This is a genomic window from Xylanimonas oleitrophica, from assembly GCF_003244315.1.
GTDB lineage: Bacteria > Actinomycetota > Actinomycetes > Actinomycetales > Cellulomonadaceae > Xylanimonas_A > Xylanimonas_A oleitrophica.
On sequence record NZ_QKWH01000008.1, the window covers coordinates 23,064 to 42,733 of the forward strand.

A 19,670-nucleotide genomic window follows, 5' to 3' on the forward strand; every position below is an offset into this window, starting at 1 on the left:
AGGTCCGTGCACGAGCGGATCCCCCAGGTCGTCGACCGGGCGCGGCGCTCGCGGGCCGGGGTCCTCGCCCAGGGGGCGCACCGCCTGTGGGTGCTGCACCCCTCCTGGTCGACGGCGGTCAAGGGTGCCGTGGCCGCCGCGATCGCCTGGTTCGTGGGCCACCTGGTGCCCGCACCCTTCTCCGACTACCCCTACTACGCGCCCCTCGGTGCGGTCGTGGCCGCCACCGGGACGCTCGCCCGCTCGGCCCGGACGTCGCTGCAGGCCACCGCGGCCATCCTGCTCGGGGCCCTCATCGCCCGCGCCGTCGACGCGGTGCTCGACCCCGGGGCCGCCGCGATCGCCCTCGCCACCGGCATCGCCCTGGTGGTCAGCGGCTGGCGCCGCCTGGGGGAGATGGGCGGCTGGACCGCCACCTCCGCCCTCTTCGTGCTCATCCTCGGGTCCGCCGACCCGGAGGTGTTCGTGGGGGCGTACGCCGGCCTGGTCGTCGTGGGCGCCACCATCGGCGTCGCGGTCAACCTGCTGTTCCCCTCGCTGCCGCTCACGCCGTCGGAGGTGATGCTCGACCGGCTGCGCGACACCCTCGTCGACCAGCTGGAGGCGCTCGCCGACGGCCTCGACCGCCAGGAGCCGCCGGACGAGGACGGCTGGACGCAGCGCCGTCGGGCCATCGGGCCCACGCTCGCCGAGGCCGAGACCGCCGTCGAGCGCAGCCGCGAGGCCGTGCGCGCCAACCGGCGCGTGCGCCGCTACCGGGACTGGGCGCAGGCGCAGACCCGCAGGGCCGAGGCGCTGCGCACCGTGGCCGACGTCGTCGACGACACCACGCGCCTCATGGCCGACTGGGAGCGCAGCGACCTGCCGGACCTGGCTCTCGGGCGCCGCCTGCGGCCGCTGGCCGCGGAGGCGCTGCACACCCTCGCGGACGCCCTGCGGGCGCACCGGCTGCGGCTCGAGGCGCAGGACCCGGCGGAGCGCGAGGAGGCCAAGGAGGCCCTGGACCACCTGGCGGCGGCGATCACCGCGCTGCGCGACGGCGTGCGCCACGCCCGCGAGGAGGACGACCGCGACTACTTCGTGGCGGGGGCGCTCGTGCTGGAGCTGCGGCGGGCCCGGGTGGCGCTCGCCGCGTGAGCGGCGCGCGGCCGGTGCCGGCCCGGTCGCGCGCGGCCGCTCAGCGGGCGAATCGCCGCCCGGAGATCTCGCGCGGCGTGATGCGCAGCCACACGTTCTTGGGCAGGTCGTCGTAGGTGATCAGGCCGGTGGCCTCGGCCTCGGTCAGGTCCGCGTCCTTCTCCAGGATCTCCGCGGTGCCCTTGACGACCACGCTGTAGGCGAGGTCGGCGCTCATCTGGTCCACCTCGAAGGCGACGTTGCCGTTGATCGCGATCTCGGCGAGCTTGCTGCCGGGCGAGGTGCGCACGTAGACGCGCCGGCCGGCCACGGCGTGGTTGACGGGGAAGATCTCGGGCTCCCCGGCGACGGCCGTGGCCAGGCGGCCCATGGGCTGGAGGCCGAGCAGCTCCCAGGCCTCGTCCTCGCTGAGCGGGGTGACCACGCTGGTCGGGTCGGACATGTGTGCCTCCACGGTGGGTCGTCGAGCGGGCAAGACCCACCCAGTGTGGCCCGACCACACCTCGTTCGCCCAGCGGCGGGCGCCGCCCGCGCCGTCCCCGGGCGCGGTTAGGGTTTCCCCGTGACAGCACCCGGGTACTTCGTCTCCTTCGAGGGCGGCGACGGCGGCGGCAAGACGACGCAGGCGCGGCTGCTCGCCGAGTGGATCGGCGAGGTGACGGGCCGCGAGGTGGTGGTGACGCGCGAGCCGGGCGGCACGCCGCTGGGCGCCGAGCTGCGCCGCGCCGTCCTCCACGGCGACGACATGGACCCCCGCACGGAGGCGCTGCTGTACGCCGCCGACCGCGCCCACCACGTGGCGAGCCTGGTGCGCCCGGCGCTGGAGCGTGGCGCCGTCGTCATCACCGACCGCTACATCGACTCCTCCGTGGCCTACCAGGCGGGCGGCCGCGAGCTGGGCGAGGACGAGGTGGAGAGCATCTCCCGCTGGGCCGTCGAGGGGCTGATGCCCGACGTCACGGTGCTGCTCGACGTCGACTCCGCGACGTCGGCCGCCCGGCTCACGGGAGAGCCCGACCGCCTGGAGCGCGCCGGCGAGGACTTCCACCGCCGCACCCGCGAGGCGTACCTGCGCCGCGCCGCCGCGGAGCCGGGGCGCTGGGTGGTGATCGACGCCGCAGGGACGGTGGAAGACGTCCAGGCGCAGATCCGGGTCGACCTCGCCGCCCGCCTGGACCTGACGCCGGTGGTCGAGGAGGCCACGGACAGCGACGTCGCCGCCGGGGTGGCGGAGGACGTATGAGCGTCTGGGACGACGTCGTCGGGCAGGAGCACGCCGTCGAGCTGCTCCAGCGGGCCGCGACCGATCCCACCGCGATGACGCACGCCTGGCTGGTGACCGGCCCGCCCGGGTCCGGCCGGTCGGTCGCCGCCCGCGCCTTCGCCGCGGCGCTGCAGTGCACCGGTACGGACGGCGTCACGGGCGGGTGCGGGCGGTGCCACCAGTGCACCACCACGCTTGCCGGGACCCACCCGGACCTCACCGTGGTGGCCACCGACAAGGTGGTCATCACCATCGACGAGGTGCGTGACCTCATCGGCACCGCCGCCCGCACCCCCTCCCTGGGGCGCTACCGCGTCATCGTGGTGGAGGACGCGGACCGCATGGCCGAGCGCACCACGAACGTGCTGCTCAAGGCGATCGAGGAGCCGCCGCCGCACACCGTGTGGGTGCTGTGCGCGCCGAGCGTCCAGGACGTGCTGCCCACGATCCGCTCCCGCTGCCGCGCGGTGGTGCTGCGCGTGCCGCCGGCCGAGGCCGTGGCGGACCTGGTGGTGCGGCGCGACGGCGTGGACCCGCAGGTGGCGCTGACGGCGGCGCGCGCCGCGCAGTCCCACGTGGGCCTCGCCCGGCGCCTGGCCCGCGACCCCGAGGCGCGACGACGGCGCACCGCGGTGCTCGACGTCGCCCGGCGCATCCGGGGCGTGGGGGACGCCGTGCTGGCCGCCAACGAGCTCGTCGAGGTGTCCAAGGCCGAGGCCAAGGCGGCGACGGAGGAGCGTGACGCCGCCGAGAAGGCCGAGCTGCTCCGCGCCCTGGGAGCAGGGGACGGCGAGACGCTGCCGCCCCGGCTGCGCTCCCAGCTCAAGCAGCTCGAGGACGACCAGAAGCGCCGTGCCACCCGCCGTCAGCGTGACGTGCTCGACCGGGCCATGCTCGACCTGCTCTCGCTGTACCGGGACGTGCTCGTGGTGCAGCTCGGTGCCGACGTCGACCTGGTCAACGCGGGCGACGCGGCGATCGTGCGCGCCCTGGCCGCCGACTCCACGCCCGAGCAGACGGTGCGGCGCATGGACGCGATCGGGCTCGCGCGCGAGCGGCTGGCCGGCAACGTGGCCCCGCTCCTGGCGCTGGAGGCGATGGCGGTGGCGCTGCGGCCCCAGGGATGAGCCCCGCGTGGGCGCCCGCGGTGAAAGATCTGCGGCTCCCGCCACAGGAACCGTACGAGGGCCGTCACCGCTAGCGTGGACGGCACGTACCTCGTGGCGGCGCGCCCGCGCCGTCGGCGGCGGCTGACGCCGGCCGCCCGACGTCGACCCGAGGAGGCACCGATGCACCGCACAGCCCGCACGCACCCCCTGTCCCGCCCGTCCTTGCTGCCGCTGCTGCTCGGCGCCGCCGTCGCCGTGGTCGCCGTCCTGACGGCGTGCGCCACGCCGTCAGGAGCCGGCGGTGCCGCGGCCGACGACGGCGTCGAGGCCGCTCCCGACCCCGCGGCCCCCACCGGCGAGGCCACGCCCGCGCCGACCGGGCAGCTCCCGCTGGCCGAGGGCATGCCGCTCGAGGCGGGCGCCGCCGGGCGGGGCCTGCCCGCGGGCGTCGAAGGCTCCGCCGAGTCGCCTGCCGGCGCGGCGTGGACGGCTGAGGACGGCTTGCTGTACGTGGTCACCTACGGCTCCAGCTCGTGCCCCGCGCTGACCGAGCCGCGGGCCACGGGCGACGCCACCGCCCTGACGGTGCAGGTGCTGCCGCCCGACCCGGGCATGTGCACGATGGACTGGGCGCCCACCACGAGCGTCGTCGCGGTGCCCGAGGGCGCTGACGGCGGCGAACCCGTCACGGTGCACCTGGGGGACAAGGGCAGCGTCGAGGTGGCGCCGCGCCCGGCGCCCGGCGAGACCGGCCCCGTGGCGTGGGTCCAGGCCGAGTGAGCCCCACCGCTCCACCGACCGTTCACACCACGGTCAGGGGCGGTGCGGCCGGGGCAGGTAGGTTGGCCGCGTGAGCCTGCCGTCCGCCTCTCCGCGAACCCTCGTCTCCACCGTCAGCCTGCTGACCGTGCTCGCCGTGCTCCTCGCCGGCTGCTCGGTGCCCGGCAAGGACCGCACACCGCTCGACGACGCGACGGGCAGCGCCACCGCCGGCGGCGCACCCGAGGGGTTCGAGCGGTTCTACTCCCAGCAGATCGAGTGGTCGGACTGCGGCGGCGGGTTCGAGTGCGCCACCGTCGAGGCGCCGCTGTCGTGGCACGACGCCGACGCCGGCAGCATCGAGCTGGCGGTCAAGCGCCACCCCGCCACGGGCGAGAGCAAGGGCTCGCTGCTCATCAACCCGGGCGGCCCCGGCGGCTCGGGCATCGAGTTCGTCACCGGCGCGTGGGGCACCTTCGGCAGCAAGGTGCGCGCCGCCTACGACGTGGTCGGGTTCGACCCCCGCGGCGTCGGCGAGTCCACCCCGGTGCGGTGCTTCGACGACGCCCGCAAGGACGAGTCGCTCGCCAAGGACTTCGACGACGACGACGCGGGCCTGGCCGCCATGGCCCAGGAGTATGCCGCCTGGGGCCAGGCGTGCGCCGAGAACACCGGCGAGCTGCTCGGCAACGTGGACACCCAGTCCGCGGCCAAGGACATGGACATGCTGCGCGCCGCCCTCGGGGACGAGAAGCTCAGCTACCTCGGCTTCTCCTACGGCACCCAGCTCGGTGCCGCCTACGCGGGCCTCTTCCCCGAGCGGGTCGGCCCCATGGTGCTCGACGGCGCGGTCGACATCACGCTCGACGCCGACGGCGTCTCCGCCGGCCAGGCCGTCGGGTTCGAGCAGGCGCTGCGCAACTACGTGACCGACTGCCAGGGCTCCAGCACGTGCCCGCTGAGCGGCGACGTCGACTCCGGCATGAAGCAGGTGCGCGAGATCCTCGACCGCGCCCTGGACAACCCGTACCCGACGTCGAGCGGGCGCGTGGTGACCCAGACGCTCGCCTTCTACGGCATCGCCGTCACCCTCTACGACCAGGGCAGCTGGGGCCTGCTGACCCAGGCGCTCAACGGGGTGATCACCGACGGCAACGGTGACGTGCTGCTGTACCTCGCGGACTACTACAACGACCGCGAGGCCGACGGCTCGTTCTCGAGCAACTCGGCCGAGGCGTTCCGGGCGGTGGGCTGCCTCGACTCGCGCGGCACCACCGACGTGGCGCAGATGCGGGCCGACGCCGAGCGCATCGAGGAGGCCGCCCCCACGGTGGGCCGGTTCTTCGCCTTCTCCGGCATGTCCTGCGCCGACTGGCCGTACCCGGTGGTCGAGCAGGAGGGCGACCTGCACGCCGCGGGGGCTCCTCCCATCGTGGTCATCGGCACCACGCAGGACCCGGCCACGCCGTACGTGTGGTCGCAGGCGCTGGCCGACACCCTCGAGTCCGGCGTGCTGCTCACCTACGACGGCGAGGGGCACACCGCCTACGGGCGCTCCAACGCGTGCGTCATGGACGCCGTCGACGCCTACCTCGTGGACGGGCAGGTGCCGCGCGACGGCACCGAGTGCTGAGCCCGTCGGCTCAGTCGGCCGCCGGGGGAGCGGCCGGGCCCGGCGGCGTCGAGGGTACCGGGGCGCCACGCTCCGCGGCCTCACGCTCCAGCGCCTCGCGCAGCCGCACCACCTCGGCGCGCAGCGCGGCCACCTCGGCCGACGTCGCCGGGGTGGCCGCCTCGCGCGCCTCCTGCTCGGCCGCGACGCTCTCCACCAGCCAGGAGGCCAGCGTCGCGGTGACCACACCGAGCAGCGCGATCCCCGCGACCATGAGGGCGGTGGCCACCACGCGGCCCACGTCCGTGACCGGGTAGCGGTCCCCGTACCCCACCGTGGTCATGGTGGTCAGCGCCCACCACAGGCCGTCACCCAGGTGGGCGATGTTGGCGCCGGGCCGGCCTCGCTCGGCGTCCGTGATCGCCAGACCGCCGCACACGACCAGCAGGGCCGTGCCGCCGACCACGTAGGTGACCACGCGTCCGCGCAGCGAGCTGGCGCCCACCCGGTTGAGGATCGTCACCAGCGCCACGAGCCGCAGCAGCCGCAGGGGGCGCAGCACCGGCAGCACGATGGCCCCCAGCGTGAGCAGGTTGCGCCGCACGTACGCCCAGCGGGCCGGGGCGAGCGTGATGCACACCGCGTACTCGAGCGCGAACGTCACCCACGTGGCCGTCATGACCACCGTGCACAGCGCACGGACCGGCTGCGAGACGCCGGGCCACGCGATCGGTACCGCGTACGCCACCAGGAACAGCATCGCGAGCGCGGCCATGGGCCACTCGGTCAGCGACTCCCAGCGCTCCAGGCGGCTGCGGCGGGTCAGGGACGGCGACCTCTCGCCGGGGGCCTCCGCACGGGCCGTGGTGCGGGTCCCGGCGCGGGCCTCGGCATCGGCCGGGAGGGGCGTCTCAGGGAGCACGCCAGCATGGTGGCACACGGCACAGCAGCGGCCTGGCTGCCCGCTTTGGAGCGAGGGCGGCGCGTCGGGTACTGTAGGCGCGCTCGCCGATCCGCACGGAGACGGTGCAGCACGCCGCCTTAGCTCAGTCGGCAGAGCGATTCACTCGTAATGAATAGGTCGTGGGTTCGATTCCCACAGGCGGCTCCGACAGAAGAAGCCCGGGATCCTCGTGGATCCCGGGCTTCTTCGTGCGTGGCGCGGTCTCTCGCGCGCCGTGCGGTGTGCTCGGCTCAGCCGGCGGCGGGCGGCTGCACGTCGAGCACCCAGGTGACGCCGAACCGGTCGGTGAGCATGCCGAAGCCGGGGCTCCACGGCGACGCGGCGAGCGGCTCGATGACGGTGGCGCCCTCGGCGAGCTTGTCCCAGCAGGCGCTGACCTCGTCGAGGGACTGGCCGCGCACGGACTGGAAGAACGGGCGGTCCGTGATGGTCATGCCGTTCTCGCGGTGGGTCGAGCCGGCGCTCTGGGGGGTGTGGCCGCCGTCCTGGCCGGGGATGTCGTAGGCCATGAGGCGGAAGCCGTCCGGGCCGTCGAGCTGGCCGAAGACGACCTTGTCGGCCCCCGGGGCGTCCTGCGGCATGCCGAGGTCGCCGTAGGTGGTGAGGGCGAGGTGGCCGCCGAAGACGCTCTGGTAGAGCTCGAGCGCCTGGCGTGCAGTGCCGCGGAAGTTGAGGTGGGTGGTGGTCGTGATGCTCACGGTGCGTCCTTCTGTCGAGGGTCCTGTCGAGGGTGCGGCGGCGGGTGTGCCGTCTGAGACCACCGTGACAGGGGTAGAGGACGGAGAGTGTCCGCTACCTGCAGCACACTGGGGACATGTCCACAGGGTCGTCCCGGTTGCTCGCGCTGCTGTCCCTCCTGCAGGCGCGCCGTGACTGGCCGGGGGAGGTGCTCGCCGAGCGGCTCGGGGTGAGCTCGCGGACGGTGCGCCGCGACGTCGACCGGCTGCGCGAGCTCGGGTACCAGGTACGAGCCGCCAAGGGGCCCGACGGCGGCTACCGGCTCGCCCCGGGTGCCGAGCTGCCCCCGCTGCTGTTCGACGACGAGCAGGCCGTCGCGATCGCCGTCGCGCTCCAGAGCGTCCCGTCGAGCGGTGTCGACGTCGATGACGCGGCGGCCCGGGCGCTGGCCACCGTGCGCCAGGTGATGCCGTCACGGCTGCGGCACCGGGTCGATGCGATCCGGTTCGCCGGGGCCGAGCCCGTCGAGCGGGTCGACCCGGCGGTGCTCGAGGCGGTCAGCGTCGCCGTGCGGGACGGGCGCACCCTGCGGTTCGCCTACCGGGACCAGGACGCGACGCCGCGGCACGTCGAGCCGCACGCCGTCCTCACCCAGCACGGGCGCTGGTACCTCGTGGCCTGGGACCTCGAGCAGGCCGACTGGCGGATCTTCCGGCTGGACCGGATGTGGCCGCGGACGCCGGCGGGTGCCCGGTTCGCCCCCAGACCGCTGCCCGCGCCCGACGCCCGCACCTTCCTCGCGGCACGGTCGAAGGGGTCGGACGTCGAGGACCGTTGGCCGTGCGTGGGGGTGGTCGTCCTCGAGCTCCCCGCGAGCGAGGTGGCCCCCTGGGCCGGTGAGGGGGAGCTGGAGGTGCTGGGCGAACGATCCTGCCGCTTGACGGTCGGGTCCTGGTCCTGGACCGGGGTGCTCGCCCAGGTGCTGCGGTTCGACGCGCCGTTCGCCGTCGAGGGGCCCGCACCGCTCCGCGAGGCGTGTGCCGTGCTGGAGGGGCGCCTGGGGGCAGCAGCGCACCCTGCCGGCGTCTGAAGGGCGCTCCCGGCATGGGCGGAGAGCGACTCCGTGACGCGAATGCGTCAATTAGTTCAGCGGTGTTGCCTTTCGGTCCGAGGTAGCCGGACACTGACGCTGCGGAGCCGTCCCGCGCGCCGAGAGATCGGCGGGTACGGGCGCCGGGCTCGGGTGCACCGTCGCATCCCAGGGCAGCGTCCGACGAAGCAGTGGCAATGTTCGAGTGCATCGCACGAGGGAGTGCAGCAATGTCGAAATCGTTTACCACAGCAGAGCGCACGTGGCGCCGGACGGTCAGGGGAGCGCTCGTCGCCCTGGCCGCCGTCGTCGGGATGACCGTGGGCACCGCGGCGCCGGCCAGCGCCATCGACACCAACCAGACCGGAAACCACGGCGGGTACTTCTACTCGTTCTGGACGGACGCGCCGGGCACCGTGTCCATGGACCTCGGCTCGGGCGGCAACTACTCCACGCAGTGGAGGAACACCGGTAACTTCGTGGCCGGCAAGGGCTGGAGCACCGGCGCGCGGCGCAGCGTGCAGTACACCGCCTCGTTCAACCCGTCCGGCAACGCCTACCTCACCCTCTACGGCTGGACCCGCAACCCGCTGGTCGAGTACTACATCGTGGAGAGCTGGGGCACGTACCGCCCGACCGGTCAGTTCATGGGCACCGTCAACAGCGACGGCGGCACCTACGACATCTACAAGACGACCCGTACCAACGCACCGTCCATCGAGGGCACCCGCACGTTCGACCAGTACTGGAGCGTGCGGCAGCAGAAGCGCACCAGCGGCACCATCACCACCGGCAACCACTTCGACGCGTGGGCGTCCCACGGCATGCGCCTGGGCAGCCACGACTACCAGATCATGGCCACGGAGGGGTACCAGAGCAGCGGCAGCTCGAACGTCACTGTCGGCACGGCCTCCGGCGGAGGCGGTGGCGGTGGCGGCGGCGGTGGTGGCGCGGCCTGCACCGTGAACGTGACCCGTGGCGAGGAGTGGAGCGACCGCTTCAACGTCAGCTTCTCGGTGAGCGGCACCAACAGCTGGCGCACCACGATCCGGCTGCAGGGCGGCCAGAGCCTGCAGAACAGCTGGAACGCGAACGTGACGGGCAGCACCGGCACCCTGACCGCCACACCGAACGGGTCGGGCAACAGCTTCGGCATCACCGTCTACAAGAACGGGAACAGCACGTTGCCTACGGCGAGCTGCACGTCGGGCTGACGCGCAGCAGTCCGGCACAGGAGGCGGGGCGGGGCGCGGCGACGGCACGCGTCCCGCCCCGCGGCGTGCCCGCGCTCGTCCTGCTGGTGCCGCAGGGGGCGGCACCGACGGCACGCCAGCCCGCGCGCCCGCGCCGCTCGGCGGACGGGTGCCCACGGGCGAGTGCCCGGTGTCGTCCGTACGGTGCCCGCATGAGCCCAGCAGCCACGATGGTCGACCGAGCGATCGCGACGTACCAGCGGCGCATCTCGCCGCGGAAGGGGTGGCGCTGCGCGCACGGGGTGCTGCACGGCGGCGCCGGGTGCTCGGGTGCCGTGCGCGATCTCGTGGCCCGCCGGGGCCTGGTGCGCAGCGTGCTGCCCGCGGCGGTGCGGTTCTGGGCCTGCTACCAGGCGGCTCACGTGCTGGCCCTGGCGGAGGTGCGCGGCGTCTGCTGCTGCGGTGGCATCCCGATCCCGTTCGGGTTCGGCGGGTCGGGCGGCCGCTGAGCCGCTGGCCCGCCGCGGGGTCCTTCCCTGGACGGCCGTCGCTGTGCCCCGCCGACTCTCGGGGCCGTCAGACGTGCCGCGGCCGGCGCGAGAGGCGCGCCGCCTCCTCCCGCACGGCGTCCCGCAGCTCGGCGAGCCGGCGGTTGGCCCGAGCCTCGTCGCCCGGGGAGACGTCGTGCCCGCCGTCGGCGGAGATGACGAGGTCGTCGAACGACCCGGGGGCGGCGAACGCCCGCAGCACCTGCGCCCCCGCGCGGGCCTCGCCGTCGTCGAGGTGCTGGGTGGTGAGCCGCAGCCACTGGACCCAGTGGAACTCGCCGTGGCGTTCAAGGAACGTCATGGTGTCCTCGAGACGCTTGGTCAGCGTCTTGTGCTGCGCGGTGCGTGGGGGCATGCGCGGCAGGGTAGCGAGCGGGGGATGACCCGGGGAAGGGCGTCACTCGCCGGCGGCGGCCCGGGCCGTGCGCAGGTCGGCCACGAGGGCGTCGAACGCCTCGTCCCAGCCGTCACGGCCGCGCAGCCTCAGCAGGGCCGAGGGGTGGGTGGTCACGACGACGGCGGAGCCCTCGCTGTCGAGCACCTGCCCGCGCTCGGCGCCCACGCGCACGGGGCGGCCGAGCACGGCGCGCGCGGCCGTGGCGCCGAGGGCGACGACGACGTGGGGCCGCACCGCGGCCCGCTCTGCCCGCAGCCAGGGGCTGCACGCACGGACGTGCGCGACGTCGGGCGTCTTGTGCAGCCGACGCTTGCCGCGCTGCTCGAACCGGAAGTGCTTGACGGCGTTGGTGACGTAGACCGTCTCGGGGTCGACGCCGGCCGCGGCGAGGGCATCGGCGAGCACCCGTCCGGCGGGGCCGACGAAGGGTTCGCCCTCGCGGTCCTCGTGGTCGCCGGGCTGCTCGCCCACGAGCATGAGCCGGGCGTCGCCGGGCCCCTCGGAGAACACGACCTGCGTGGCGTCGGCCCACAGCTCGCAGCCACGGCACGCGTGCGCCGCCTGCCGCAGCGCGGCGACGTCGCCGCCGTCGGGCACCCACTGCTGCGCGCCGGGGCGCGCCGCTCTGCCGGCCGCCCCGCCGGCCGCCCTGCCTGCCGTCCTCCCGGCCGTCGTCGTGCCCGCCGCCCTCTTCGCCATGCGTCCACCGTGGCGCGGGCGGGTGGTGCTCGCGCGCTCGGGCCTGGCCGGGGCCGGGGGGCGGCCGGCCCTCACAGCCCCGGATACGCTCGGGGCATGGCTTGGACCTTCGGCCGACGCCGGCCCGTCACGTACCTGCTCGGTGAGCCCGTGGACGCCTACCCCGCGCTGGCGCCCGAGTCCGAGCGGGGCCGGGCGCTGCGCATCACGGAGATCGGCGAGCCGGTGCTGCACACGCCGGCGCGACCGGTGACCGAGTTCTCGACGCCGGAGCTGGCGCGGCTGATCGACGACATGTTCACCACGATGGACGTGGCCGAGGGCGTGGGGCTGGCTGCGCCGCAGGTGGGGGTGGACCTGAGGGTCTTCGTCTACGACCTGACGGACGAGGAGGGCGACCGGCACGTGGGCCACGTGGTCAACCCGGTGCTCGAGACCGACCCGGACGCCGAGCCGGAGACGGAGGACGAGGGCTGCCTGTCGGTGCCGGGAGCGTACGCGCCGCTGGAGCGCCCGGGCGCGGCGACGATCCGCGGGGTCGACCAGCACGGTGGCCCGGTACAGCTCGAGGCCACCGGCTACCTGGCGCGCTGCTTCATCCACGAGGCACAGCACCTGGACGGCACCCTGTACTGGGACCACCTGTCGCCCGAGCTGCAGGCCGACGCGCTGCGCCAGCGCGACGAGGAGCGGTCCGAGATCCTGGCGGGGCGCGAGGAGATCGCGCTCGAGATGGGCAAGACGCCGCCCGAGTACCCGGCGGAGCCCGCGGGCGGGCGCTGACCCCTCTCGTGCCAGGACGAGCGCGGGACGTCCGGCGCGCTCGTCATGACACCGCTCACGGCTGCCGCTCACACCGCTGGCTCACACCGCTCGCTCACAGCGTGGCGACCCAGCCGGCGACGGCGGCCGCGACCTCGGCGTCCTTCCCCTTGACGTCGTGCGCGCCCGGGAGGGTCACCAGCGTCACGGGCCCGCGGATCGCGGCGGCGTGCTCCGCCAGCTCGTCAGGGGTGCCGAACGGGTCGCGGTCGCCCGAGACGAGCAGCACCGGCACGTCGATCGCGGGCAGGTGCTCGACGCGCAGCCGGTCGGGCTTGCCGGGCGGGTGCAGCGGGTAGCTGAGCAGCACCAGCCCGGCGGCGGGCAGGCCCTCGGCCACCGCCATCGAGCACATCCGGCCGCCGTACGACCGCCCGCCCAGGAGCAGGCGGTCCGTGCTCGTGCCGAGGGCCGCGGCGAAGCGCGCGGCCTCCTCGCGCAGGTGCGCGACGGCGACCGGCGGGCGGTCCGGCATCCGCTTGCCGGCGATCCGGTAAGGGAAGTCGAGCCGCTCGGTGGGCAGCGGGGCGACGGCGCGCTCGACGGCGACCAGGGTGTGGTGGTCGCGGCTCGCGCCCGCCCCGGGCGTCAGGATCAGTCCGGCAGGCTGCGGCATGGGCACAGTCTGCCGTGCCGGGAGAGGCGATCGTGCGGACGACGGCGGGCCAGGCCCCGGGGGCGGCCCGATCGCGGGTGTCGGTGCCGGTGCCCACACTGGAGGCATGCCCGACGCCGTCCCGCCCGTCATCCTCCGCAGCCTGCTCCTCGGGCTGGCCGGGGGCTCGCGCTCCACGCTCGCGCTCCTGGGGCCGACGGCCGCCGGCGTCGTCCGCCCACCGGGCTCGCCGCGCGTGGCCGCGGCGGCGCGGACGGCTGCGGCGGCCGGGATCGCCGGCGAGCTGGTGGGCGACAAGCTGCCGGTGACGCCGTCGCGCGTGGCGAGAGGGGGCACCCTGGTGCGTGCGGTCGCGGGGGGTGTGGGCGCCGCCCAGCTCGAACGATCCGTGCCGGCGGTGCTGGCAGGCGTGCTGGGGGCCACGGCCATGACGTGGGCGGGGTACGGCTGGCGCCGTCTGTCCGCCTCGCGCGGCCTGCCCGACTGGCCGGCAGCGATCGTGGAGGACGCCGTGGCGCTGACGCTCGCGGGCGTCGCCACCGGCGTCGTCCCCTCGCGCCTGGCCGCCGCGTGACGCCCTCCGGGCCGCAGCTGGGCGGCGGGGCGACCCGCCGCACGGAACCGGGCGAGGCGGTGCACGGCGAGGACTGGTGGGGGCAGGACCTCTCCGGCGTCGAGCACACGGGGGTGCGGTTCACCGACGTCGACCTCACCGAGACCACCGCCACCGGCGCCGTCTTCACGGACTGCGTGTTCTCCGGTGTGCGGTTCAACGCCTCCCGCTGGACGGACAGCGCGTTCACCGGCTGCACGTTCCGGCGCTGCAGCTTCTTCGACGCCCGGTTCGAGCGTGCCAAGCTCGTCGGCTCCCGGTTCGACGACTGCACGTTCGGGCTGCTGCACGTCGAGGGCGGCAACTGGTCGTTCGTCAACCTGCACCGGGCGTCCCTCGAACGCGTACGGGTGGAGGGCGCCCGCCTCCGCGAGGCCGACCTCGCCGGAGTCAAGGCGGAGGGGGCGCTGCTGCGCGGGCTCGACCTGTCGGGCAGCGACCTCACCGACGCGGACCTGCGGGGTGCCGACCTGCGAGGCAGCGACCTGAGCTCGCTGGACCCGCTGCGGGCACGCTTGACGGGGGCGGTGGTGGACGCGGACCAGGCCGTGGTGCTGGCGGAGGCGCTGGGCGCCGTCGTCGTCGGTCGCTGAGGCCCGGCGTCGCGACGGGTCTGCGGCCCGGCGGTACCGGGCGTCGGGCGCGGCGCGCCGGGCTGTCGGCGCGCCGGGTCAGCGGACGACGGTCACGGGGGCGGAGGCGTACTCGAGCACCTGCCGGCTCACCGACCCGAGCAGCAGCCGGTCGAACCCGCCCAGCCCGCGGGCGCCCACGACGACGCGCTCGGCGCCCGCCGACGCCTCGATCAGCGCGGTGGCGGGGGAGCGGTGCACCACGTTGCGCACCAGGCGGTCCTCCGGCAGATCGACGCCGGCCTCGGCGATGACCTCGTCGAGCCGCTCGGCGGCGAACGCCTCGTACTCGTCGAGCGGCGGCGCGTAGCCCCACGAGCCGGGCAGCGGCGCGAGCGTGGTGATCTGCCAGGCGAAGACGGCGTCGAGCACCGCCCCGGTGCGGGCGGCGACCTCGGCCGCGTGCTGCAGCGCCAGCACGGAGGGGCCGGAGGTGTCGACGCCGACGACGACACGGGCCGGGCCCTCCTGGGGGGACCCAGGGTCGGTGCCACCCTGCCCGTCGTCGTCCCCGGCACCGGCGTCGACCCGCACCACGGTCACGGGCACCTCGGCGCGCTCCACCACCTCGGACGACACGGAGCCCAGCACGAGCCGGCCCAGACGGCCGCGCCGCCGGCGGCCGAGCACCAGCAGGTCGGCGTCCTCGCCCGCGTTCAGGAGAGCGTCCGTCGGGTCGCCCTCCACCACCTGGGCGCTGACGTCCAGACCCAGGGAGGTGCGGCGGCACGAGGCGTCGAGCAGCCCGAGCAGGTCTTCCCGCCGGCGCTCGAGCTCGTCCTGGTACTCGCTGGGCTGCACACCCCGGGGGCCGGTCCATGCGAGCACCGCGGTCAGGGGGACCTGCCGGGACGCCGCCTCCGTCAGGGCCCAGTCCAGGGCGGCCTCTGCCTCCGCCGACCCGCTCACACCCACCACGACGCCACGCATCGCCGAGTCCTCCCCGTCGTCGTCGACCGCCCGCCAGGGCGCTCTCTGCGCAGCATAGGTGCACGCGCGCACCCTGTGGGGCGAATGTCGCGGCCAGATCGCACGTCCGGTGCGGCTGCCCCGCGTGCCCGGCCCGAGGGCCCCGCGCGCAGCGCCGTCCGCACGGCCGTCCGCACGGCGCTGCCCCGGGGCGCGGGGCCTCAGTCGCGCGGGCCCTCGCCCTGCAGGATGCTGCGCACCGGCCGCATGACGACGCCGGCGCGGTCCACCAGGTCGGCGGGGCCGGTCACCACCAGCGCCCGGCCGCTGACCTCGGCGTAGAGCGCCACCACGCCGCGCGCCTGGACGCGCACGCACGGCACTGGCGCGGCGTCCACGACGAACGTTCCCTCGGTCAGCGGCACCTCGTCGACGGTCTCGACGATGGCGCGCATCGCGCTGCGGTAGTCCTGGTACGCCTCGGCGAAGTCGGGGGTGTCCGGCCCCTCGTCCGGGGCGTCCGACGGCGCCTCGACCGGGGCGCGCAGGTCGGCGTGCAGCGGCGCGGCCAGCGCTCCGGAGGCCGCCGCTCGCACGACGTCCTCGACCGTCTCGGGCGGGCAGGGCGCGTGCAGCGTCTCCACCTCGAGCGCCTCGCCGGCGAAGCTGCGGTAGGCGCGCAGGAACCGGCCCGAGGTCGGGTCGTCCTCCTGGCCGTCGCCCGTGACCGTCTCCTCCTCCAGGTCGAGGCCCCAGGTGAGCGGGTCCTCCACCTCGCCCACCACGCCCGGCGTGCGGGTGAAGCGGGCGACGAGCTCGTCCCACGGGCGGTGCCCGCTGGTGTGCCGTTCCTCCATGGGTCCCCCTGCGGTCGGTCCGGCGGGGCCTCGCGGCACCCGCTCCGAGCGTGCATCCGTGCGCGGACCGGGTCAACCGTCCGCGCCGCTCGGTCCCGCGACGTGCGCCGGCGCGCGCGGCGCCGTCCTGAGCGGGGGTGCGGATTCACGCCCCTGGCGAACACGGGCAGATCCCGGGGGTTGGCCTCGTTGGGACCGCATAGAGTCGTAGCGGTCAGGCTGTCGCCGTCGTTCTTGAGACGCAGGAATCCGACGCGTGCGCAGGTACGCCGCTCGTGAGGGAGCAGCACATGTTCGAACGTTTCACGGACCGAGCCCGTCGGGTCGTCGTCCTCGCCCAGGAAGAGGCGAGGATGCTCAACCACAACTACATCGGCACCGAGCACATCCTCCTCGGCCTCATCCACGAGGGTGAGGGCGTGGCCGCGAAGGCGCTGGAGTCGCTGGGCATCTCGCTCGACGGCGTGCGCACGCAGGTCACCGAGATCATCGGCGAGGGCCAGCAGGCCCCGAGCGGGCACATCCCGTTCACGCCGCGTGCCAAGAAGGTGCTGGAGCTGTCGCTGCGCGAGGCGCTGCAGCTCGGTCACAACTACATCGGCACGGAGCACATCCTCCTCGGCCTCATCCGCGAGGGTGAGGGCGTGGCCGCCCAGGTGCTCACCAAGATGGGCGCCGACCTCAACAAGGTGCGCCAGCAGGTCATCCAGCTGCTCAGCGGCTACCAGGGCAAGGAGCCCGTGGCCGCCGGCGGGCCGCAGGAGGGCCAGCCCTCGGGCTCGGCCGTGCTCGACCAGTTCGGCCGCAACCTGACGCAGGCCGCCCGCGAGGGCAAGCTGGACCCGGTCATCGGGCGTTCCACGGAGATCGAGCGGGTCATGCAGGTGCTGTCCCGCCGCACCAAGAACAACCCGGTGCTGATCGGCGAGCCCGGCGTCGGCAAGACGGCCGTCGTCGAGGGCCTGGCCCAGGACATCGTGCGCGGCGACGTGCCCGAGACGCTCAAGGACAAGCAGCTCTACACGCTGGACCTGGGTGCCCTGGTGGCGGGCTCGCGCTACCGCGGTGACTTCGAGGAGCGCCTGAAGAAGGTGCTCAAGGAGATCCGCACCCGTGGCGACATCATCCTGTTCATCGACGAGATCCACACCCTCGTCGGTGCGGGTGCCGCCGAGGGAGCGATCGACGCCGCCTCGATCCTCAAGCCGATGCTGGCCCGCGGCGAGCTGCAGACGATCGGTGCCACCACGCTCGACGAGTACCGCAAGTACGTCGAGAAGGACCCGGCCCTGGAGCGTCGCTTCCAGCCCATCCAGGTGGCCGAGCCGTCCCTGGTGCACGCCATCGAGATCCTCAAGGGCCTGCGCGACCGGTACGAGGCGCACCACCGCGTCTCCATCACGGACGGCGCGCTGGTCTCGGCCGCCACGCTGGCCGACCGGTACATCAACGACCGCTACCTGCCGGACAAGGCGATCGACCTGATCGACGAGGCGGGCGCGCGCCTGCGCATCCGCCGCATGACGGCTCCGCCCGAGCTCAAGGTCCTCGACGAGGAGATCGCCGAGGCCCGCCGGGAGAAGGAGTCCGCGATCGACGAGCAGGACTTCGAGAAGGCTGCCGGGCTGCGCGACAAGGAGAAGCAGCTCGCCGCCAAGCGCGCCGACATGGAGAAGGCGTGGCGCTCCGGGGACCTCGACACCGTCGCCACGGTGGACGAGGAGCTGGTCGCCGAGGTGCTGGCCATGTCCACGGGCATCCCGGTCGTGAAGCTGACCGAGGAGGAGTCCAGCCGCCTGCTGCACATGGAGGAGGAGCTGCACAAGCGCGTCGTCGGCCAGGAGGCCGCGATCAAGGCGCTGTCGCAGGCCATCCGCCGTACGCGTGCGGGCCTCAAGGACCCCAAGCGCCCCGGTGGGTCGTTCATCTTCGCCGGCCCCACGGGCGTCGGCAAGACCGAGCTGGCCAAGGCGCTGGCCGAGTTCCTCTTCGGGGACGAGGACGCGCTCATCCAGCTCGACATGTCGGAGTTCTCGGAGAAGCACACGGTCTCGCGCCTGTTCGGCTCCCCGCCCGGGTACGTCGGCTACGACGAGGGTGGGCAGCTCACCGAGAAGGTGCGGCGCCGTCCGTTCTCCGTGGTCCTGTTCGACGAGGTGGAGAAGGCCCACGCGGACATCTTCAACTCGCTGCTGCAGGTGCTCGAGGACGGCCGCCTCACCGACTCGCAGGGTCGCGTGGTGGACTTCAAGAACACCGTCATCATCATGACGACCAACCTCGGTACGCGGGACATCGCCAAGGGCGTCCAGACCGGCTTCAACGCCGGCGGTGACCTGGTGACCTCGTACGAGCGCATGAAGGCCAAGGTCAACGAGGAGCTGAAGACGCACTTCCGCCCCGAGTTCCTCAACCGCGTCGACGACGTGGTGGTCTTCCCGCAGCTCACGCAGGACGAGATCATCCAGATCGTCGACCTGGAGATCGCCAAGCTGGACCGCCGCCTGCGCGACAAGGACATGGCGATCGAGCTGACCCCGGCCGCCAAGACGCTGCTGGCCGAGAAGGGCTACGACCCGGTGCTCGGTGCGCGTCCGCTCAAGCGGGCGATCCAGCGGGAGATCGAGGACACGCTGTCCGAGAAGATCCTGTTCGGCGACCTCAAGCCGGGCGACCTCGTGGTGGTCGACGGCGAGGGCGAGGGCATCCTGGGCGAGTTCACGTTCCGTGGCGAGCCCAAGCCCGCGGACCGCGAGCCGGTCGCCGTGGGTGCGCCGTCGGGCACGGACGTGCCGCGCACGGGTGGCACCGACCTGCCGCCCACGGGCGAGCTGGCTGCCGGCGCCGAGTGACGCACCGGGTGTGCTGAGCCACCTGCCCTGCTGAGCCGCGCGGTCATCTGCCGGCTCGGCAGCGGTGACCTCGGCCGCCCGGACCACGCACGGCCCCGGTCCTCCTTCGGGAGGGCCGGGGCCGTCGTCGTGCCAGGGTCGAGCGCGGGCGCGCCTGGCGCGCCACGTGCGCCCGCTGTCGGGGCGGGTTCGCCGTCCAGCGGGTGCGGCTGTACCGCTACCGCTGGGCCGGGGAGGTCAGCCCAGGAGCCGCAGCACCTGCTCGGCGAGCTGATCGACGTCGTCGAGCACCGCGACGGCGCCGGCCTCTTCGAGCTCTCCCGGGGCGGCGTAGCCCCAGGTGACGCCGAGGCAGTCGATGCCGTGCTCGCGGGCGCCGACGACGTCGTGCTCGCGGTCGCCCACCATGAGCGCGGGCCCGTCGGCCGGTGTGCGCCCGAGGGTGGCGAGGGCCTTGGCGATGACGTCGGCCTTGGTGCCCTGCTCGTCGAGCGGGGCGCCGAAGACGGCGTCGACCAGGGGAGCGAGCCCGAACCGCTCGGTGATGGGCCGGGCGAACACCTCGGGCTTGGAAGTGGCGACGGCGAGGGTGCAGCCGGCGTCACGCAGCCGCTCGAGCTGGGCGGGGACGCCGTCGAACACGGAGTTGTCCCACATGCCCGTCTCGGCGAAGTCGGCGCGGTAGAGCTTGATGGCCTCCTCCACCTGCTCCGAGGGCACGCCGTGGGAGGGGAAGGACTCGGTGATGGGCGGGCCGACGAACGAGCGCAGGGTGGCGGCGTCGGGAACGGGCAGGCCGAGCGTGCGGTACGCGTGGGTGACGGACGCGAGGATCCCGGGCGCGGAGTCCATGAGCGTGCCGTCGAGGTCGAGCAGGACGAGAGGGTGCTGGGGTGAGGCGGTCACCCCAGCACCCTAC

General features: G+C 74.4%; 21 protein-coding genes and 1 tRNA gene. 13 read left to right on the forward strand and 9 right to left on the reverse strand.

All coding sequences use genetic code 11. The features are described from left to right. Positions 1-6 precede the first annotated feature (6 nt). Positions 7-1,137: an FUSC family protein gene (locus tag DNL40_RS10800; protein WP_179951046.1), complete on the forward strand. Its 1,131-nt coding sequence runs from the start codon at positions 7-9 to the stop codon at positions 1,135-1,137. A gap of 40 nt (positions 1,138-1,177) precedes the next feature. On the opposite strand, the gene DNL40_RS10805 is transcribed toward DNL40_RS10800, so the two are convergent. Continuing rightward, positions 1,178-1,579: a pyridoxamine 5'-phosphate oxidase family protein gene (locus tag DNL40_RS10805; RefSeq protein WP_111251277.1), complete on the reverse strand. Its 402-nt coding sequence runs from the start codon at positions 1,577-1,579 to the stop codon at positions 1,178-1,180. Positions 1,580-1,699: 120 nt separating this feature from the next. On the opposite strand from DNL40_RS10805, the gene tmk reads away from it, so the two are divergent. The 4 genes from tmk (at position 1,700) to DNL40_RS10825 (ending at position 5,902) form a co-directional block, all read left to right on the forward strand. Beyond that, positions 1,700-2,380: a dTMP kinase gene (tmk, locus tag DNL40_RS10810; RefSeq protein WP_111251278.1), complete on the forward strand. Its 681-nt coding sequence runs from the start codon at positions 1,700-1,702 to the stop codon at positions 2,378-2,380. After that, the gene (locus DNL40_RS10815) at positions 2,377-3,528 is read left to right on the forward strand and encodes a DNA polymerase III subunit delta' (RefSeq protein WP_111251279.1); all 1,152 of its coding nucleotides are present in this window, start codon (positions 2,377-2,379) and stop codon (positions 3,526-3,528) included. Before tmk ends, DNL40_RS10815 begins: the two co-directional genes overlap by 4 nt. Positions 3,529-3,690: 162 nt before the next feature. Beyond that, positions 3,691-4,290 carry a hypothetical protein gene (locus tag DNL40_RS16460; RefSeq protein WP_179951047.1) on the forward strand — a complete coding sequence of 200 codons (600 nt, stop codon included), beginning with the start codon at positions 3,691-3,693 and terminating at the stop codon, positions 4,288-4,290. Positions 4,291-4,360: 70 nt separating this feature from the next. Then, entirely contained in the window at positions 4,361-5,902 is a 1,542-nt protein-coding gene (locus DNL40_RS10825; RefSeq protein WP_342766646.1) for an alpha/beta hydrolase, read from the forward strand. 10 nt (positions 5,903-5,912) lie between these two features. Here DNL40_RS10825 and DNL40_RS10830 read toward each other — a convergent pair whose 3' ends face one another. Continuing rightward, positions 5,913-6,803, reverse strand: coding sequence for a potassium channel family protein (locus DNL40_RS10830; protein ID WP_245885850.1), 891 nt, complete (start codon positions 6,801-6,803; stop codon positions 5,913-5,915). 113 nt (positions 6,804-6,916) lie between these two features. Here DNL40_RS10830 and DNL40_RS10835 point away from each other — a divergent pair. Then, positions 6,917-6,989 (forward strand) — tRNA-Thr (locus tag DNL40_RS10835). An 86-nt stretch (positions 6,990-7,075) separates the two neighbouring features. Here the strand turns inward: DNL40_RS10835 and DNL40_RS10840 are convergent. After that, on the reverse strand, positions 7,076-7,543 hold the full coding sequence (locus tag DNL40_RS10840; protein WP_111251280.1) for a VOC family protein: 468 nt from the start codon (positions 7,541-7,543) through the stop codon (positions 7,076-7,078). A gap of 116 nt (positions 7,544-7,659) precedes the next feature. Between DNL40_RS10840 and DNL40_RS10845 the strand changes: the two genes are divergently transcribed. The 3 genes from DNL40_RS10845 (at position 7,660) to yidD (ending at position 10,315) form a co-directional block, all read left to right on the forward strand. After that, the gene (locus DNL40_RS10845) at positions 7,660-8,613 is read left to right on the forward strand and encodes a helix-turn-helix transcriptional regulator (protein WP_111251281.1); all 954 of its coding nucleotides are present in this window, start codon (positions 7,660-7,662) and stop codon (positions 8,611-8,613) included. 230 nt (positions 8,614-8,843) lie between these two features. After that, a complete protein-coding gene (locus tag DNL40_RS10850) occupies positions 8,844-9,827 on the forward strand; it encodes a glycoside hydrolase family 11 protein (protein WP_111251282.1) in 984 nt (327 codons plus the stop codon). 191 nt (positions 9,828-10,018) lie between these two features. Further along, positions 10,019-10,315: a membrane protein insertion efficiency factor YidD gene (yidD, locus tag DNL40_RS10855; RefSeq protein ID WP_111251283.1), complete on the forward strand. Its 297-nt coding sequence runs from the start codon at positions 10,019-10,021 to the stop codon at positions 10,313-10,315. Between the two features lie 67 nt (positions 10,316-10,382). On the opposite strand, the gene DNL40_RS10860 is transcribed toward yidD, so the two are convergent. Then, positions 10,383-10,709: a DUF6966 domain-containing protein gene (locus DNL40_RS10860; protein WP_111251284.1), complete on the reverse strand. Its 327-nt coding sequence runs from the start codon at positions 10,707-10,709 to the stop codon at positions 10,383-10,385. Positions 10,710-10,751: 42 nt separating this feature from the next. Beyond that, complete coding sequence (locus tag DNL40_RS10865; protein WP_111251285.1) at positions 10,752-11,450, reverse strand: UdgX family uracil-DNA binding protein; 699 nt, start codon at positions 11,448-11,450, stop codon at positions 10,752-10,754. Positions 11,451-11,546: 96 nt separating this feature from the next. Here DNL40_RS10865 and def point away from each other — a divergent pair, with 96 nt between their 5' ends. Continuing rightward, positions 11,547-12,233: a peptide deformylase gene (gene def, locus DNL40_RS10870; protein ID WP_111251286.1), complete on the forward strand. Its 687-nt coding sequence runs from the start codon at positions 11,547-11,549 to the stop codon at positions 12,231-12,233. A 94-nt stretch (positions 12,234-12,327) separates the two neighbouring features. Here def and DNL40_RS10875 read toward each other — a convergent pair whose 3' ends face one another. Further along, positions 12,328-12,888: an alpha/beta hydrolase family protein gene (locus DNL40_RS10875; protein WP_111251287.1), complete on the reverse strand. Its 561-nt coding sequence runs from the start codon at positions 12,886-12,888 to the stop codon at positions 12,328-12,330. Between the two features lie 106 nt (positions 12,889-12,994). On the opposite strand from DNL40_RS10875, the gene DNL40_RS10880 reads away from it, so the two are divergent. Both DNL40_RS10880 and DNL40_RS10885 read left to right on the forward strand, forming a co-directional pair. Beyond that, complete coding sequence (locus DNL40_RS10880) at positions 12,995-13,462, forward strand: hypothetical protein (protein ID WP_111251288.1); 468 nt, start codon at positions 12,995-12,997, stop codon at positions 13,460-13,462. Next, complete coding sequence (locus DNL40_RS10885) at positions 13,459-14,094, forward strand: pentapeptide repeat-containing protein (protein WP_245885851.1); 636 nt, start codon at positions 13,459-13,461, stop codon at positions 14,092-14,094. Before DNL40_RS10880 ends, DNL40_RS10885 begins: the two co-directional genes overlap by 4 nt. 78 nt (positions 14,095-14,172) lie before the next feature. Here DNL40_RS10885 and DNL40_RS10890 read toward each other — a convergent pair whose 3' ends face one another. Together DNL40_RS10890 and DNL40_RS10895 are read right to left on the reverse strand one after the other, a co-directional pair. After that, a complete protein-coding gene (locus tag DNL40_RS10890) occupies positions 14,173-15,063 on the reverse strand; it encodes a universal stress protein (RefSeq protein WP_111251355.1) in 891 nt (296 codons plus the stop codon). A gap of 200 nt (positions 15,064-15,263) precedes the next feature. Next, a complete protein-coding gene (locus tag DNL40_RS10895) occupies positions 15,264-15,899 on the reverse strand; it encodes a hypothetical protein (RefSeq protein ID WP_111251289.1) in 636 nt (211 codons plus the stop codon). 290 nt (positions 15,900-16,189) lie between these two features. On the opposite strand from DNL40_RS10895, the gene DNL40_RS10900 reads away from it, so the two are divergent. After that, positions 16,190-18,751 carry an ATP-dependent Clp protease ATP-binding subunit gene (locus DNL40_RS10900; protein ID WP_111251290.1) on the forward strand — a complete coding sequence of 854 codons (2,562 nt, stop codon included), beginning with the start codon at positions 16,190-16,192 and terminating at the stop codon, positions 18,749-18,751. 237 nt (positions 18,752-18,988) lie between these two features. Here DNL40_RS10900 and DNL40_RS10905 read toward each other — a convergent pair whose 3' ends face one another. Then, positions 18,989-19,657, reverse strand: a complete 669-nt coding sequence (locus tag DNL40_RS10905) for an HAD hydrolase-like protein (RefSeq protein WP_111251291.1) — start codon at positions 19,655-19,657, stop codon at positions 18,989-18,991. Positions 19,658-19,670 lie beyond the last annotated feature (13 nt).

What these genes read in the sequence shown, in the direction of transcription:
- DNL40_RS10805 (WP_111251277.1), bottom strand. Translation starts at nt 1,579, where the DNA reads ATGTCCGACCCGACCAGCGTGGTCACCCCGCTCAGCGAGGACGAGGCC.
- DNL40_RS10815 (WP_111251279.1), top strand. Translation starts at nt 2,377, where the DNA reads ATGAGCGTCTGGGACGACGTCGTCGGGCAGGAGCACGCCGTCGAGCTG.
- DNL40_RS10895 (WP_111251289.1), bottom strand. Translation starts at nt 15,899, where the DNA reads ATGGAGGAACGGCACACCAGCGGGCACCGCCCGTGGGACGAGCTCGTC.
- DNL40_RS10900 (WP_111251290.1), top strand. Translation starts at nt 16,190, where the DNA reads ATGTTCGAACGTTTCACGGACCGAGCCCGTCGGGTCGTCGTCCTCGCC.
- DNL40_RS16460 (WP_179951047.1), top strand. Translation starts at nt 3,691, where the DNA reads ATGCACCGCACAGCCCGCACGCACCCCCTGTCCCGCCCGTCCTTGCTG.
- DNL40_RS10880 (WP_111251288.1), top strand. Translation starts at nt 12,995, where the DNA reads ATGCCCGACGCCGTCCCGCCCGTCATCCTCCGCAGCCTGCTCCTCGGG.
- DNL40_RS10850 (WP_111251282.1), top strand. Translation starts at nt 8,844, where the DNA reads ATGTCGAAATCGTTTACCACAGCAGAGCGCACGTGGCGCCGGACGGTC.
- DNL40_RS10875 (WP_111251287.1), bottom strand. Translation starts at nt 12,888, where the DNA reads ATGCCGCAGCCTGCCGGACTGATCCTGACGCCCGGGGCGGGCGCGAGC.
- DNL40_RS10845 (WP_111251281.1), top strand. Translation starts at nt 7,660, where the DNA reads ATGTCCACAGGGTCGTCCCGGTTGCTCGCGCTGCTGTCCCTCCTGCAG.
- yidD (WP_111251283.1), top strand. Translation starts at nt 10,019, where the DNA reads ATGAGCCCAGCAGCCACGATGGTCGACCGAGCGATCGCGACGTACCAG.
- DNL40_RS10860 (WP_111251284.1), bottom strand. Translation starts at nt 10,709, where the DNA reads ATGCCCCCACGCACCGCGCAGCACAAGACGCTGACCAAGCGTCTCGAG.
- DNL40_RS10890 (WP_111251355.1), bottom strand. Translation starts at nt 15,063, where the DNA reads ATGCGTGGCGTCGTGGTGGGTGTGAGCGGGTCGGCGGAGGCAGAGGCC.
- def (WP_111251286.1), top strand. Translation starts at nt 11,547, where the DNA reads ATGGCTTGGACCTTCGGCCGACGCCGGCCCGTCACGTACCTGCTCGGT.
- DNL40_RS10865 (WP_111251285.1), bottom strand. Translation starts at nt 11,450, where the DNA reads ATGGCGAAGAGGGCGGCGGGCACGACGACGGCCGGGAGGACGGCAGGC.